Consider the following 15238-nt stretch of genomic DNA (forward strand, 5'->3'; position numbering starts at 1 on the left):
AGTGGACAGAACCGGTCCGGTATCGGCGTTAGGCTCCTGGGCATGGTTCGACCCACCGGCCGCGTGCTCGCCCTCCTGGAACTCCTGCAGTCGGGCGGCATCAGAACAGCGGCCGAACTCGCCGACCGGCTCGGCGTCGACGGGCGCACCGTGCGCCGGTACGTGGACCACCTGGTCGATCTCGACATCCCCGTCGAGGCGGTCCGCGGCCGCTACGGCGGCTACCGGCTCGCCCCGGGGTACCGCCTGCCTCCGCTCATGCTCGACGACGACGAGGCGCTCGCCGTGCTGCTCGGGCTCCTCGCCGGCCCGAGGACGGGGCTGCTGACGGCGGCCGGGACCGGGACCGTGACCGCGGGTGAGACGGCAGCGGCCAAGATCCGCCGGGCTCTGCCCGAGCGCCTGGCCCGCCGGCTCGACGCCGTCATGCAATCCCTCGCCTTCACGGCCCCGCCCGGCGAGTGGGCCACCCCGGCCACCGGAGTCCTGCTCGCCCTGGCCGATGCGGTGCGCCACCGCCGCCCGATCTCCCTCAGGTACACCACCCGGGACGGCCGGCGCAGCGAACGCACGCTGCACCCGTACGGGATCGTCACCCATGCCGGCCGGTGGTACGTCACGGGCACCGATCCGGGGATCGGCCAGGACCGGACCTTCCGCCTCGATCGCATCGCGGACGCGAGGGCCCTGCCCGGCTCGTTCGAGCCGCCCGCCGGCTCCGATCCGGCACAGCGCGTCCTGTCCGGGCTCGCCGAGGCGGCCTACCGGCACGACGTGGCCCTGCGGATCCACGGGACGGTCGAACAGATCCGCGCCCGGCTTCCCGCCGGCATCGCGACCCTGGAGGAGCCCGCGCCGGAGGACGGCACGGATCCGCATGCCGAGCGCTGGATCCGCGTCGGCGTGCGGGCCGAGCGGCTGGACTGGCTGCCCCCCGTCCTCGCCTCGCTCGACCGGCCGTTCGTCATCGAGCGACCGGACGAACTGCGAGACCTCGTCACCGCGCTCGCCGACCGGCTCACCGCCTCCGCCCGCCGGACCTGACACCGCTGCCCACCCCGCCCGGCACCGCCGACCGCCTCCTTCTCCTGCTGCCGGTGTGCCTGTCGCCTGTACGGAAGTGCCGCGGGAGACGGTCGCGGAGACCCCGACTCTGCCCTGAAGTACCTTCCGCAGCGCCGTGGCCGTCGGGTTGAGTGGGAGGTTGCCGACGATCCCAGGAGGGCGGAGCCCGATGCGCAAGCGGGAGAACGAGGAAGCCACCAGGGCCGAGGCCGGCCGGGAGGCGAGGCACGCGGCCGCCCAGGCCGGGCATCCACGGTCAGGACTGCTCGGCCTCCAGGCCACCGTGGGCAACGCGGCGGTCGTCCAGATGCTCCGCCGGGCCGGCCACGGCCCGGACGAGAAGGGACACCGGCACGGGGACGGCTGCGGCCACGAGGGCCCCGCCGTCCGGCGTGCGGCGGCCCCGGCCGTTCAGCGCTCCTCCGTCCACCAGGTCCTGCGCGGCCCCGGCCGGCCTCTGGACCAGGCCATCCGTACGGACATGGAGTCCCGCCTCGGCGCCGACTTCTCCGACGTGCGCATCCACACCGGCGCCGCCGCCAGGGCCTCCGCCGCCGAGGTCGGCGCGCGTGCCTACACCTCCGGCAACCACGTCGTCATCGGCGAGGGAGGGGGTGACGCGCACACCCTCGCCCACGAGCTCACTCATGTCATCCAGCAGCGCCGAGGGCCGGTCAGCGGCACCGACAACGGCAACGGGCTGTCGGTCTCGGACCCCACCGACCGCTTCGAGCGCGAGGCCGAGGCCAACGCCCGCGCGGTGATGAGCCGCCCGGCCCCGCAGGCGTCCTCCGACGTACAGCGTGCGCCCGGCCCCGGGAACGGGACGGCCGGTGTGGCGCAGGCGCCCCTGCAGCGCACCCTCGCGGCAGGCCTCGCGAAGGGGACCCCGGTCGTCAAGCACACGGACGAGGGGGACGTCGAGGGGCAGACGATCCTCAGTTTCGGCTTCGGGTCCTACCTGATCTCCGAGGGCGCGGACGGCAAGAAGCCCCGGGCGTCCCTCAAGGACAAGTCGTGGGGGACGGTCGCGGACCGGGAGACGTCCCGCGCGGAGTACGAGGCGGCTCGCGCCCTGGAGTTGGACCCGGCGGTCCTCGCGGCCAAGCAGAAGCAGAAGGACCTCGACCTCGGCGAGAACTACCTCAGTGCCGACTACCGCCGGATCAACCCGCTCCTCGCGGCCCTCGGGCAGGTCGGCTTCACCCCCAGCGAGATCGCCACCCCCGGCTTCTCCTACAAGTCCAAGGAGAGGGAGGTGCTCGACACCTGGCGCAGTGTCGCCATGGCGCGCGGTTACGCGGACGAGCAGAGCACGGCGGCGTGGGACGAGAAGCACCTCGCGGACACCTTCGACATCTTCGCCCGGATCAACGGCGTGTGGGACGACTTCACGACGCCCCCCGCGAACGCGGACGGCAACGTGGTGCGCGGCGACAGCAAGCACATGTACGACTCGTTCGGCGGCATCCTCAAGCAGCAGGAGAGCCACCCGGAGGGCGGTTACGTCTCGGTGGACCAGACGATCGAGTGGCCGGCGATCCTGTCGACGACGTACGGCGATCCGTTGACCCACACGTACGTGGCGGGCAAGGAGATCGTCTGGGAGTTCGGCCTCCCGGAGGGCCACCGGGGGAGGGCGCTCGGCAGGAACAACCAGTCCGAGGCGGAGATGACCTTCCCCATCGGCACCAAGATCCACATCACCCGGATCCTCGTGCGCAGTGGCGACTTCCGGCAGGAGAAGTCGACGAAGTACGGCGAGAGCGCGGCCGTGATCGTCTTCGCCGACATCCTGGCGGGCGAGTGACCGACCCGACCGGCCATGCCCCCTCGTGGGCGGCGGACGCGGTCCCGCGGGATCCCGGCCACCTGCTGCCGCGCGCCGCTGCAACCGCCGGGCAGTCAGGACGCGTACGCGGGACGTCAGTGGTACGGGGGATGCTTGGCGGCCGATCCGACCGGTCGTGAACGGACGACGGACGCCCGCGGTCCGGGGACCGCGGGCGTCCTGGGTACCTCAGCGGTGCCGCGTCAGCGGCGGGCGCCCCGACGGCGGGCGATCACCAGCGCGCCCCCGCCGACGGCGAGCAGCGCGGCCCCGCCGGCGCCGTAGACGATCATCTGGCTGCTGTTGCCACCCGTGCTGGCCAGGGTGCTGGCCGGCGTGGTCGAGACCGGATTGGCGGTCGGCTTGCCGACCGGGCCGGTCGTGTCCGCCGGGGCGGACGGCGCCGGCACGGCCGGGGCGGTCGACGGGCCGCTGGACGGCGTCCCGGTGGTGGCCGGCGCCGACGGCTTGGCGGTGGTGGAGGGCGAGGCGGTGGCCGTCGCGGTGGCGGTGGCCGAAGGCGTCGTCGTGGCGGTGGGAGTCCCGGTCGGGTGCGGGGTCGCGGTGGCCGTGGGCGACGCCGAGGAGGTCGGCGTGCCGGTCGGGGTCGGCACGCAGGCCTTGCCGCCGTTCCAGGCCGAGATCAGGTTGTCCGGGAAGACGCCGTCCGGGTACCTCGGTGCGGGGTTGGCGACGCCGTCGAACTTCTTGTCGCCGTTGTACAGGTCGATCTGGCCGTAGCACTTCGGCAGGTGGGCGGAGACGTCCAGGGTCGCCTGGCGGTTCCCGCTGCGCAGCGTCGTGGTCGCCCAGCCGAGGAAGGTCTGCTTGCCCGAGGTGGCCCAGGTCGGCCCCTCGGTGTCGTACGAGGCCAGCGAGACGCGGTAGTCGCAGCCGTCCACGACGTCGCCGACCAGGCGCACCTGGATGACGCCGTGCGGCTGGGACATCCGGCCGTCGGAGATCCAGCTCTTGCCGCCGTCGACGGAGAACTGGACGCCGACGGCGCCGCACTCATGCTGGGCCTGGGCCTGGGCGGTGCCGGCGGTGAGCAGCGGAGTGCCGACGGCTATGCCGAGGGCGGCGAGGGTCGAAAGGCTCCGGCGCAGGAGTTGGTGCACGAGGAAGCTCCCTAGGGGTTGCACACGGTTCGTGTGGGACTCACCGCTCCCCGGTGGCGGTCCGGACGGCCCGTCACCGGAACTGAGCGGCGTGAAACCGTGACCGTACCCGATGGCCCGCCAGAGCACCGACGCCGCCTACCGCCACCTCGCCCGGCACCGCAGCCCAGTCCCTCTCCACCGCCCTCGACCGCGGCGGCCGCTACCCGCCGACCGAGCGACATGACGCTTCCTCAGATACGCCCGACCTGCCAAGATCCGCTGGTGAAACACGTCACTCATCGTCTCCATCCGGCACAGATACGCCGCCAGTGGATCTTCTCGACGCTCTTCCTGGCCGGTGGTGCCTACCTCCTGTACCGCGGTTCGCTCCTCCCGATGAACGTCCGGAGTGCCGCCGTCATGGCTGTCGGCGTTCTCCTGGTCATCAGTGGACTCCTCCAGGTGAGGGGCGCTTTCAGCAGCGTGAGCTTCGACGAGCGCGAGATCTGGTGGACCGGCGCGTTGGGCGCCGGCAAGCGGTTCGCCTGGGCGGACATCACCAACGTCGAGGTCGGGAAGCACCGCAACCGCCCCGATTCCGGGGACGTCGTGCGGGTCACCCACCGGGAGCACGGTGACTTCAAGCTGCCGGCGGTGATCGGCATGCCGGGCGCCTGGCGCGACCCGGACTTCGAGACCAAGGCGGCCGACGTCATCGCCACCTGGCGTGCGGCGACGGCGACGTCCGAGCCCGCGGCGTAGTCGGCCGTCGCGACCACCCTGGAGCTGCTGGCCGGCTGCCAGGAGGTCGACACGTCTCTTGATCGGTACGGCAACGGCTTCTCGAAGTCGCCGGCGGCCTCTGCCGGCGCGAACACCGCTGCCGGCCGAGGCCGGGGCCGGCGGTGGAGGAGACGCCGAGCACAGAGTCGGAGACTCAGTGCATACTCCCATCACCGGACTGCCTCTTTAACATGAGGTGTGCATGGTCACTCCCGGGCCTTACGAGCCCTGGACTTGCACGGCGGGCGTTTCCGCCTCTGACGCCTCGGAAGTCTCGGCAGTCTCGGAAGTCATGGCATGGGGGGGTGCGCGTGGCCGTGGAGGGGCCGTGGTGCACGTCCGGCCCGGAATCCCGCCTGTCGTCGGATCGGATCACGCTACAAGCGGAGGTGCTGTGCACGCACAATGGGGAAGCAGTGAACAGGCGCAGTTCCGCCTCCTCGGGCGCTTTGAACTAAGGCGCGGAGCAGCGACAGTCCACCTCAATGCCCGCCGACATCTGTTATTGATGGCTGCACTGACCTGCCGGGCGCGGGAGATCGTGAGCATCGAGGACATCGTCGACGTCATTTGGCCGGAGGATCCTCCCGTCACCGTGCGAAGCCAGATACAGATCTGTGTTTCCGCAGTGCGGAGGGCGCTGGCCGAAGTGGGAATGCGGGACGCCCTGAAAACGCATCACTTCGGCTACTCCCTCATGCTTGACCCCGGTCTGCGGGATGTCGACGAGTTCGCCAGGCTGGTGGCCGATGCCCGGGCCTCATGTGATTCCGGTGACATCGCCGAGGCCGTACAGAACTACCGGTCCGCACTCGCTCTTTGGCGCGGACCGGCTCTCAGCGGGCTCGACAGTGACATCTTCCAGAGGAAGGCGGTTCTGCTCAACGAGGAGCGCCTCTCGGTCCTGGAGGAGTGCTTCGACCTGGAATTGCTCCAAGGCCGGGAACGAGCCCTGCTGACGGAAATCGAGACCAAGGTCTCCGAGAATCCTCTGCGCGAGAAGCTGCGCGGCCAGCTCATGCTCGCCCTGCACCGGGTGGGCCGACGAACCGACGCCCTCCAGGTGTACCGGGAGGGGCGCGAGCACATGGTCCGGGAACTCGGGCTCGAACCCTGCGAGGAATTGAGCCGTCTGGAGAAGGAGATCCTCAACGATGCGCCGAACCTGGTGCCCGGGACCAGCATCACCGCGGCCAAGCAGGTCGTCCCGCGCCAGTTGCCGCAGCAGCCCCCGTGCTTGACCGGCCGGGACGAGCAGATCCGGCAGGTCGGCGCAGCGCTGACCGGTACCGCCTCCGCCGGGCGCCAGGGGACCCACGCCGTCAATCTGTTCGGCCAAGGCGGCGTCGGCAAGACGGCCCTGGCCCTCCACGTCGCGTACCAGCTGATGCAGGAACACTTCCCTGACGGCCAGATCTACTACGACCTGCACGGCAGCCGGCCCGACCCGGTTTCGCCGGCCCGGGTGCTGGACCACTTCCTGCGCGTGCTGGGTGTGCCGCCGCCCAGCATTCCGGAGGGGGTGGAGGAGCGTGCGGCGATGTTCCGCAGTTGTGTCGCGGGGCGGCGGATGCTGCTGGTCCTCGACGACGCCGCCGACGAGGACCAGATCCAGCCGCTGTTGCCCGGGGAGCGGAACTGCGCGGTGATCGTGACCAGCCGTACGCCGCAGACGGGCCTCGCCTCCCTGCAGAAGGTGCGGCTGGACGTGCTCACGTGCCGGGACGCCGTCGAACTGCTGCAACGGATCGTCGGAGACGGTCGAGTCGGCGCCGAGCCGGCCGCCGCGACCTCCCTCGTCCGCAGTGTCGAGGGGCTGCCGCTCGCCGTGAGCATCATCGGGGCGCGTCTGGCCACGATGCCGAGCCGGACGGTCTCCGCCATGGCACAGCGCGTCCACGACGAGCGGCGGAGTCTGGACGAACTCGTCCACGGCAGCCAGTCCGTGCGCGACAGCATCGCCTCGGCCTTCCACGCTCTGCCGCAGCGGCTGCGCGACCTCCTCAGCCTGCTCAGCCTCTTCGACATGGACGCCATACCCGCCTGGATGGCCGGGGTGGTCCTCGGTGTCGGTCCCTGTGAGGCGCTCGACCTGATGGACCAGGGCGCCGCGTGCCAGTTGCTCCTGCCCGTGGGCGCCGAGCCGACCAACGACCCCCACTACCGCTTCCACAACCTCACGCGTCTGTTCCTGCGTGAGACCGCCGACCGGTTCACTGCCGAGTACCGCCAGGAGGTGGTGCGCCGTGTCGTGGGGGCCTGGCTCTCTCTCGTCGAGCAGGCCCGCGGACGGCTCTACGGGGGGAACTTCACGCTCGTGCGCGGGGAGTCGCCACGCTGGGAGCCTCCTGCGGCCCTCGTGCGCCATGTGCTGGCGGACCCGCTTCACTGGATGGACGTGGAGCGCTCGGGGCTGCTGGCCGCCGTGGGGCACGCGGCCGCGCAGGGCTTGGACGAGCCGTGCTGGGAACTGGCCGTCAACCTGGTCGCCCTCTTCGAGGCCCGCTTCTACCGCGATGACTGGCGGGAGACTCACGAGACGGCGCTGGACGTGGTGATGCGCATGGGCAACGTGCGGGGCGAGGCCGCCCTGCGCTGTTCGCTGGGCTCGCTGTACATCTCGCAGCAGCGCATCGACCGTGCCAGGCCCCAGCTGGAGAAGGCGCTGCCGATATTCGAGGGATTGCGGGAGGGCGTCGGCACCGCGCTGACTGTGCGCAACCTCGCCCTGTGCCTGCACAGCGAAGGTGCCTTCGACGAAGCGCTGGAGGGCTACGGACGGGCCGCCGAATTGTTCCTCGCCTCGGCAGACCCCGTCGGCCAGGCCCACACGTGGTGCACCATGGCGCAGATCCATGCGTCGTCGGGTGACGACGCAACGGCGCGGCAGCTGCTCACCGATGCCCTGCGGATCTGCGAGGAGGTGGGCAACCAGCGGGTGCGTTCCCAGGTGCTGTTCCACCTGGGCGCACTCGATGTGCAGCAGGGGCGGCCGCAGCAGGCGATGTGCCGGTTCTTCACGGCGCTGCCCATCGTGCGCGAGCAGGCGGACCGGGTGGGTGAGGGACATGTGCAGCGCGGGCTCGGCAGTGCCCAGCTGGCCCAGGGCAACCTCGCCGAGGCGGAGCGCTGTTTCCAGAGCGCCCTGGCACTGGCCAAGGCCACGGGCAACGACCACGCCATGGCACTGGCCAGGTTGAGCCTGGCCGAGGTCTACCTGAGGCAGGACCGCCGGCAGCGTGCCGTGGCCCTTCTTGAGCAGGCGCTGCCGGTGTTCCGGCAGTACGGCGACGAGGGTGCGCAACGCAGGACCCTGTCGCTACTTCCGTCCCGCCCGTGACACCGCAACCGGGCCGTACTGCCCGGTGAGTGAGCGCACCGTCGGCCCCCAGGGCGTGTCGTCCGCAGGGCCGGCGGGCGCCTCACCGGCCACCGCAACGGGGCACATCCGCGTCTTGTCGGCCAACAACCTGTTCACAGATGCCTCCGGGAATCTCCTCGGCCCTGGCCGGCCGTTGTCGGCGAACGGGCCTTCGTGTGCTGCGCATCGTACGAACGTGATCCTTCACCCTCCCATCGGCGCGCTATCGGCGCCCCGTGGGCAGCGCGAGCGGCCACCGGATAGGAGGCTGATCGTCCTGCGATAGGCGAGGGATAGCACCGTGGTGAGCATGGTGCCCCGTCGAGTCACGACACCGGGGACGTCACCGCGAAGGGGGACTCTCCGGCCGTATCCCTGTAACTGGAGGCCATCGATGGCGGGTGACGTGTCGCAGGTCAGGACCGAGGACGGGACCGGCTTGTCGGTGGCCGTCTTCTGCGGTGCCCGGTCCGGGGCCTCGCCCCGTGTGACGCAGTACGCCGAGGCTGTGGGCGCCCTGCTCGGTACCCGCGGTCACCGTCTGGTGTACGGCGCCGGGGGCGTGGGTGTGATGGGTGCGGTGGCTCGTGCGGCGAAGCGGCACGGCGCCCCGATCACCGGTGTCATCCCCCGGTTCCTGCGCGAACTGGAGCGTGACGATGCGGCACCCGAGCAGGAACTGGTCGTCACCGAGGACATGTTCGCGCGCAAGAGGGAGATGTTCGCCCGCTCCGACGCCTTCCTGGCGCTGCCGGGCGGCTACGGCACGCTGGACGAGGTCATCGAGGTGGTGTCCCTGAACTACCTCGGTCAGAACCCCCGCCCCTTGGTCCTGCTCGACGTGGACGGGTTCTGGACCCCGCTGTTGCGTGCCGTGACGGCCGTGCAGGAACGCGGGTTCACCCGCGGCCCGCTGTCCGTCCCGTTCGAGATCACCACCGATCCGGTCACCGCCGTCGAGGCCCTGGAGAAGATGGCCGGCGGCCCCGGAGCCCGGTGACCCCAGCCTTTCGTACGACCCCCCGCAGGCCCCTGCCACAAGAATCGAGGACGACTCTTGCCGCTCCATTCCGTCACAGAGCCGACGCCGACCGTCGTCCCCGCCACGCTCACCCGCTACCACCGGGTCGTGCGGGCGGCAGCCGAAACCCTGGGCTCGCGTCGCTCTCGCCCGGGGGACGCCGAGTTGGCGTTTCGCGTCCCGGAGATCGACGACGGGCTGCGCGAGTTCTACGCCGCCTCCGACGTGTCCGTGCACGAGCTGGAGCCCGTCGGCGGGCGCCGGGTGACCGCGCTCAACCTGATGCGCAACCCCGGTACCCGGACGACGAAGACCTTCGCCTCGCTCAGCATGGTCGCCCGGGCCGTGCAGCACATCCGGGAGACCGGGGAGAACGTCATCATCGTCACCCCCACCTCCGGCAACAAGGGAACCGCCCTTCGCGACGCGGTGGCCCGGGCGTACGCGACCGGGATCGCAGGACCGGAGCGGCTGCGGGTGATGACCGTCGCCCCGGCCGACTCGCTGCGCAAGCTGCGCAACTGTCCTTTGGCGGCGACCCCCGAGCTGCGAGCGGCCAACCCCGCCGTGCTCGCCCAGGTCGACCAGCCGGCCCAGGTCAAGGCGGTGACCCGCAACGTCGTGGACGCCTACCTCGCCGATCCGGCCGTGAAGGACACCTGGCGGGTGTGGTACACGATGGACCTCGACAACTACCGCATGGCCGACGTCGTCCGCGCCTGTGTCGAGGCGGAGTTCACCGCCCCGCACGAGACGGGCGTGCCGCGCTGGCACGCCCACGCCGTCTCCAGCGCGTACGGACTGCTGGGATACAGCCTCGGCTACCAGCTGCTGTCCCAGGGCGTCGCCGCCGACCTCAAGGCGCCGCCCGCCCACCCCGGCTTCTTCCTGGTCCAGCACCTCTCCACGCCCGACATGGTGCTGAGCCTGTCCGGCGCCCGCCTGCCCCGCTACACGCATGACGTGGCGGACGGCCTGTGGCGGCAGTCGGCCGATCCGCGCTTCCCTGCGGTCACCGACTCCCCGTCGGATCTCATCGACCCCACCTTCTACACCCGCGCCCCGGTCACCTGCGCCGAGATCGACCCGCTCATCCGCACGCACGGCGGGGACGGTGTGGTGGTGTCCCAGCACGAGTGCCTGCAGCGGTACAGCCGGGTGCGGGAACTCGCCGCGCCCCTCGGGGCGGACCTGCCCGCCTGCCCCGAGGACCTGCGGGAGTGGTCGCTGGTCATGGCCCTCACCGGTCTGCTCGTCGGCGACGAGCGAGGCCTGATCCCCAAGGGCACGGACGTCGTGGTGCACGCCTCCGGCAGCTACTGCGACGACACCCTGCCGCCCGCGGCCCCCGACGGCATCCGCTTCGCCGCCGGCGAGGAGGAGGTCCTGAAGATCCTCCACACCGCGGTGGCCTGATCCGACAAGCCCGTCCAGCGCACCTCTTGGGAGTACGCCGTGTTCCGAACCATGCTCAAGTCCAAGATCCACCGGGCCACCGTGACCCAGTGCGACCTGCACTACGTGGGATCGCTGACCATCGACGAGGAACTGATGGAAGCCGCCGGGCTGCTGCCCGGCGAGCTGGTGCACGTCGTGGACGTCAACAACGGTGCCCGGCTGGAGACCTACGTCATCCGCGGCGAGTACGGCAGCGGGGTCATCGGGGTCAACGGCGCGGCCGCCCGCCTCGTCGCCGAGGGCGATCTCGTCATCATCATCGCCTACGGCCTCGTCGCCGACGCCGAGTGCAAGGACCTGGAGCCGCGGGTCGTCTTCGTGGACGGCGACAACAGGATCACCGGCACGGGCGGCGACCCGGCGGACACCTTCGGCGCTGCGCACCTGCGGCGCAGTGACATCACCGCGTCCTGAGCCCGCCCGCCCCCGCAGGTCCGTGCATCTCCGCGCACGTTCACAGAGTCCGCGCTTGTTCACAGAGGGAGGGGCCATGCACCGCGCCAAAGTGATGCTCCGTGCCCGCTACGCCTGGACCAACAGCGAGCACCCCGCTTTCACGCGGCTGCGGCGCTGGTGGGACGGGGACCGGCCGACGCGTTTCCCCCTGGTGGTGTCCGAGCTTCCCGGCCATCCGCTGGTCCTGGGCTACGCGGGGATCGGCGACGGGCTGCGCCACGTGCTGCCGTTCCTGGAAGGGCGCCGTGGCGCGGACGCGGACGCGGTGCGCCGACGGCAGGGCACCATCGGGTGGACCCAGCTGGAGCGGGGAGCGGGACTGCCCGACTGCGACCTGCTGGCGGTGGGCACCACCGCCGGCCGTGCCCCGCGCCTGCCCCGGGAGCGTTCGCTGCTGCTTCCGTTCCGGCTGCATCTGGTGGTGCCGGTCGTCGCCGACGTCGAGGAGATGCGCCGGCGCATCTCCCGCAAGGAACGCCAGCGCTGCGAGCGGCAGTTCCGCACCCGCGGCTGGACTGTGGAGACCTCCACGTCCGTCGCCGACTTCGACCGCTTCTACGACACCATCCATCTGCCCACGATGCGCCGACGCCACGGCACGGCCACCCGGTCCATGGACAAGGACATGGCACGCGAGTGCCTGCTGCGCCAAGGCGTCCTGCTGTTCCTGCGCGAGGGCGAGCGGCACGTCGCGGGGATGCTGTGCCGCTACGGTCCGGGCGCCGGCACCCTCACCCTGCGCCTGGCCGGGGTACTGGACGGCGCCGAGGAGCACTACGCGCACGGAGCGCTCGCCGCCCTCTACCCCGCGCTGATCGACTGGGCCGGCCGGCACGGGGTCCGCAGACTGGACCTGTCGGGATGCGAGCCGTTCGTCAGCAAGGGCATCTTCCAGTTCAAGCGCAAGTTCCATCCCCTGGTCGAGCTGCCGCGCACCCACTTCCACGACAAGCGGCTGTGGCTCTCGGTACGCCGCGACACCCCGGCCGTACGGGACTTCCTGGTCGCCAACCCCGTGCTGGCCGAGGACCCGTCGGCGCCAGGCCGCTGGCAGGCCCTGTACTTCCACGACGCCCAGCGTCCGGCGCACCGGACGCTGCCCTGGCAGTGCCCCAACGTCACCGACGCCCGGGACGTGGACCTCGACGCCTTCCTGAGCCCTGCCCGCCCGACCGGCGCGCCGCGCGAAGGGCGGTGGTCACGGTGAGGATCGGTCTCGTCATCCTGCCCGACACGCCGTGGGAGCAGGCAGTGAAGCAGTGGCGCCTGGCGGACGAGCTCGGCTTCGACCACGCCTGGACGTACGACCACCTCACCTGGCGCGAGCGCGTCGGGAACCCGTGGTACGCGGCCGTGCCGACGCTCGCCGCAGCCGCCCTGGCGACCCGCCGCATCCGGCTCGGGCCGCTGGTCACCGGGCCCAATTTCCGTCATCCCGTCCCGCTCGCCCAGGAGTTCATGACGCTGGACGACCTGTCGCGGGGCCGGATGGTCCTGGGCCTGGGCGCCGGAACGACCGGCATCGACGCGTCAGCGCTGGGCCGCGCGCCGGACGGCACGTCGCGCATGCGCCGCTTCGCCGAGTTCACCGCGGTGGTGGACCGGTTGCTGCGGGAGCGCAAGGTCACCCACCACGGCGAGTTCTACGACTTCGAGGAGGCCCGCGTCGTCCCGGGCTGCGTCCAGCGTCCCCGGGCCCCGATCGCCGTCGCCGCCACGGGCCGGCGGGGCATCGCGGTCGCGGCGCGACACGCCGACATGTGGGTGACCAACGGAGTCGTGCCGGGGCCCCACCAGGCCCCGCGCATCGACGACGCGGCACTGGCCGAGCAGTCCCGGACCCTGGACCAGGCCTGCCGGGCCCTGGGGCGCGACCCCGGCACCGTGCGCCGCATGGTGGTCGACACCGGCCGGGACCACCCCGTCCTGGCCTCGGCGGCCACCTTCGCCGCCGCGCTCCAGCGCTACGCACGGCTCGGCTTCACCGACCTGGTCGTCCCCTTCCCGGCGCCGCACGGCCCCTACCGCGCGGACCCGACAGTGCTCCACGACATCGCTGAGCGCCATCTCACGGAGAGGCGGTAGGACCCGGATGTGCGGCATAACAGGCTGGCTCGACTTCCGACGCGACATGCGCGAGGAGATTCCCGTCCTGGAACGGATGACGGCATCCCTGGCCTCCCGGGGACCCGACGGCTGCGGGACGTGGACGGCGCCGCACGTGGCGCTCGGCCACCGCAGACTGGCGGTGGTGGACCTCCAGGGCGGGGCCCAGCCCATGGTGACCCGGCGCACGCCCGACGGCGAGCAGGTCGTCCTGGTCTACAACGGCGAGATCTACAACACCCCCGAGCTGCGCGTCCAGCTCACCGCCCGAGGCCACGTCTTCGCCACCCGCAGCGACACCGAGGTGGTGCTGCGGGCGTACCTGGAGTGGGGCGCCGACTGCGCCGAGCACCTGAACGGGATCTTCGCGTTCGCGGTGTGGGACGGCGACCGGGAAACCCTGACCCTGGCCCGGGACCGGCTGGGCGTCAAACCGCTGTACGTGCACGTCTACCCGGGCGGGCTGCTGTTCGGCTCCGAACCCAAGGCGATCCTCGCCAACCCGCTTTTCCGACCGGTCCTTCAGGCCGAGCGGCTGCCCGTGGTCTTCAACCCCCGGCTGAAGGAGCCGGGCGGCTGCGTGCTGGCCGGGCTGCGCGAGGTGGCCCCGGCCTCCACCCTGGTCGTCGACCGCGGCGGCGCCCACGAGTTCCCGTACTGGCGCCTGGTCAGCCGCCCGCACACCGACGACTGGGACACCACCGTCGCCACCGTCCGAGGCCTGCTGGAGGACATCGTGCTGCGTCAGCTCGCGGCCGACGTGCCGGTGTGCTCCCTGCTGTCCGGCGGCCTGGACTCGACGGCGCTCAGCGCCCTGGCCGCCCGGCGCAGCGGCCGCCCCCTCACCACGTTCGCCGTGGACTTCACCGACTCCGACCGGCACTTCCACTCCACCGCGCTGCGCCCGGACCGCGACGCCCCCTACGCCCGCCAGGCCAGCCGGCACCTGGGCACCCGGCACACCGATGTGGTGCTGGACTCCGCGGCCGTCGCGGCCGGCGCGGCCCAGGCCCTGCGGGCGCGCGACCTGCCGAGCCTGGGCCAGTTCGACTCCTCGATGCTCCAGCTGTTCGCCGCGGTGCGCCGCCGTTCCACGGTCGCCCTGTCCGGGGAGGGCGCCGACGAGGTGTTCGGCGGGTACCCCTGGTTCCACACGCCGGCGCTGGTGGAGGCGGACACCTACCCGTGGCTGGGCCAGGGCCTCCAGCTGGCCGAGTGCCTGGCCCCGGACGTCCTGGACCGCGTCCGGCCCCAGGAGCAGGAACGCGACGGCTACGCCACGTTGCTGGCCCGGGTCCCCCGGCTGGAGGGAGAGAGCGGGCTGCAGGCCCGGATGCGCGAGGTGCTGTATCTGAGCCTCCAGGGTCCGCTGCACCTGCTGCTGGACCGCACCGACCGCATGAGCATGGCCGTGGGGCTGGAGGTGCGGGTGCCGTTCTGCGACCACCGGCTGGTGGAGTACCTGTGGAACGTGCCCTGGTCGATGAAGTGCGCCGACGGCCGGGAGAAGAGCCTGCTGCGCGCGGCCGTGCGCGACCTGCTCCCGCCGGGCCTGCTCAACCGCCGCAAGAGCGCCTACCCCGCGACCCACGCGCCCGACTACACCCGGCAGGTCGTCACCGCCGTCCTGCGCCTGCTGGACGATCCGGATTCACCGCTGCGCGAGCTGCTCGACGCCGACCGGGTGCGCAAGGTCGCCGAGGGCGCGGACGTCTCCGTGGCCTGGGCGAACACCGCGCACCTGCTCACCCCGCTGCTGGAGACCGACGCCTGGTTGCGCGCGTACAACGTGCGGATCGTGTGACACCTGACGCCCCACCCGAGAAGGAGCAGCCATGAACGACACCTACCGCGTGGTCCTGAACGACGAGGAGCAGTACTCGATCTGGTGGACCGACCGCGACCTGCCGCTGGGCTGGCACGAGGAAGGCACTGCCGGATCCCGCGAGGAGTGCCTGCAGCACATCGAACGGGTGTGGACCGACATGCGCCCCCGCTCGGTGCGCGAGGCACGGCGCAGCGCCGACCACTGAAGCAGATCCCCGAGGGCCGAC

General features: G+C 71.7%; 12 protein-coding genes. 11 read left to right on the top strand and 1 reads right to left on the bottom strand.

The window, feature by feature from the left end; all coding sequences use genetic code 11:
• Window positions 1–42: 42 nt before the first annotated feature.
• Both CRP52_RS34680 and CRP52_RS39010 read left to right on the top strand, forming a co-directional pair.
• On the top strand, window positions 43–1044 hold the full coding sequence (locus CRP52_RS34680) for a helix-turn-helix transcriptional regulator (protein WP_097240809.1): 1002 nt from the start codon (window positions 43–45) through the stop codon (window positions 1042–1044).
• A gap of 190 nt (window positions 1045–1234) precedes the next feature.
• On the top strand, window positions 1235–2875 hold the full coding sequence (locus tag CRP52_RS39010; RefSeq protein ID WP_101948341.1) for an eCIS core domain-containing protein: 1641 nt from the start codon (window positions 1235–1237) through the stop codon (window positions 2873–2875).
• 224 nt (window positions 2876–3099) lie between these two features.
• Here CRP52_RS39010 and CRP52_RS34690 read toward each other — a convergent pair whose 3' ends face one another.
• Entirely contained in the window at window positions 3100–4017 is a 918-nt protein-coding gene (locus tag CRP52_RS34690) for a hypothetical protein (RefSeq protein WP_097240810.1), read from the bottom strand.
• 378 nt (window positions 4018–4395) lie between these two features.
• Here CRP52_RS34690 and CRP52_RS34695 point away from each other — a divergent pair, with 378 nt between their 5' ends.
• From CRP52_RS34695 to CRP52_RS34735, 9 genes are all read left to right on the top strand, one after another.
• Window positions 4396–4761, top strand: coding sequence for a DUF308 domain-containing protein (locus CRP52_RS34695; RefSeq protein ID WP_143685907.1), 366 nt, complete (start codon window positions 4396–4398; stop codon window positions 4759–4761).
• 562 nt (window positions 4762–5323) lie between these two features.
• Window positions 5324–8122: an AfsR/SARP family transcriptional regulator gene (locus tag CRP52_RS34700; protein ID WP_179853128.1), complete on the top strand. Its 2799-nt coding sequence runs from the start codon at window positions 5324–5326 to the stop codon at window positions 8120–8122.
• Window positions 8123–8537: 415 nt separating this feature from the next.
• A complete protein-coding gene (locus tag CRP52_RS34705) occupies window positions 8538–9143 on the top strand; it encodes a TIGR00730 family Rossman fold protein (protein ID WP_179853129.1) in 606 nt (201 codons plus the stop codon).
• A gap of 57 nt (window positions 9144–9200) precedes the next feature.
• Window positions 9201–10580 (top strand): DUF6002 family protein, encoded by a 1380-nt coding sequence (locus CRP52_RS34710; RefSeq protein ID WP_143685909.1) that lies wholly within the window; start codon window positions 9201–9203, stop codon window positions 10578–10580.
• 39 nt (window positions 10581–10619) lie between these two features.
• Window positions 10620–11036 (top strand): aspartate 1-decarboxylase, encoded by a 417-nt coding sequence (gene panD, locus CRP52_RS34715; RefSeq protein ID WP_097240815.1) that lies wholly within the window; start codon window positions 10620–10622, stop codon window positions 11034–11036.
• Between the two features lie 76 nt (window positions 11037–11112).
• Entirely contained in the window at window positions 11113–12285 is a 1173-nt protein-coding gene (locus CRP52_RS40130; protein WP_097240816.1) for a GNAT family N-acetyltransferase, read from the top strand.
• Window positions 12282–13163, top strand: coding sequence for an LLM class flavin-dependent oxidoreductase (locus CRP52_RS34725; protein ID WP_257033200.1), 882 nt, complete (start codon window positions 12282–12284; stop codon window positions 13161–13163). The genes CRP52_RS40130 and CRP52_RS34725 overlap by 4 nt, the downstream gene beginning before the upstream one ends.
• Window positions 13164–13170: 7 nt before the next feature.
• Window positions 13171–14988 (top strand): asparagine synthase (glutamine-hydrolyzing), encoded by a 1818-nt coding sequence (gene asnB, locus CRP52_RS34730; RefSeq protein WP_097240818.1) that lies wholly within the window; start codon window positions 13171–13173, stop codon window positions 14986–14988.
• A gap of 31 nt (window positions 14989–15019) precedes the next feature.
• A complete protein-coding gene (locus CRP52_RS34735) occupies window positions 15020–15217 on the top strand; it encodes an MbtH family protein (RefSeq protein WP_097240819.1) in 198 nt (65 codons plus the stop codon).
• The last annotated feature ends 21 nt before the right edge of the window (window positions 15218–15238 follow it).

This window comes from Streptomyces sp. 1331.2, from assembly GCF_900199205.1.
GTDB lineage: Bacteria > Actinomycetota > Actinomycetes > Streptomycetales > Streptomycetaceae > Kitasatospora.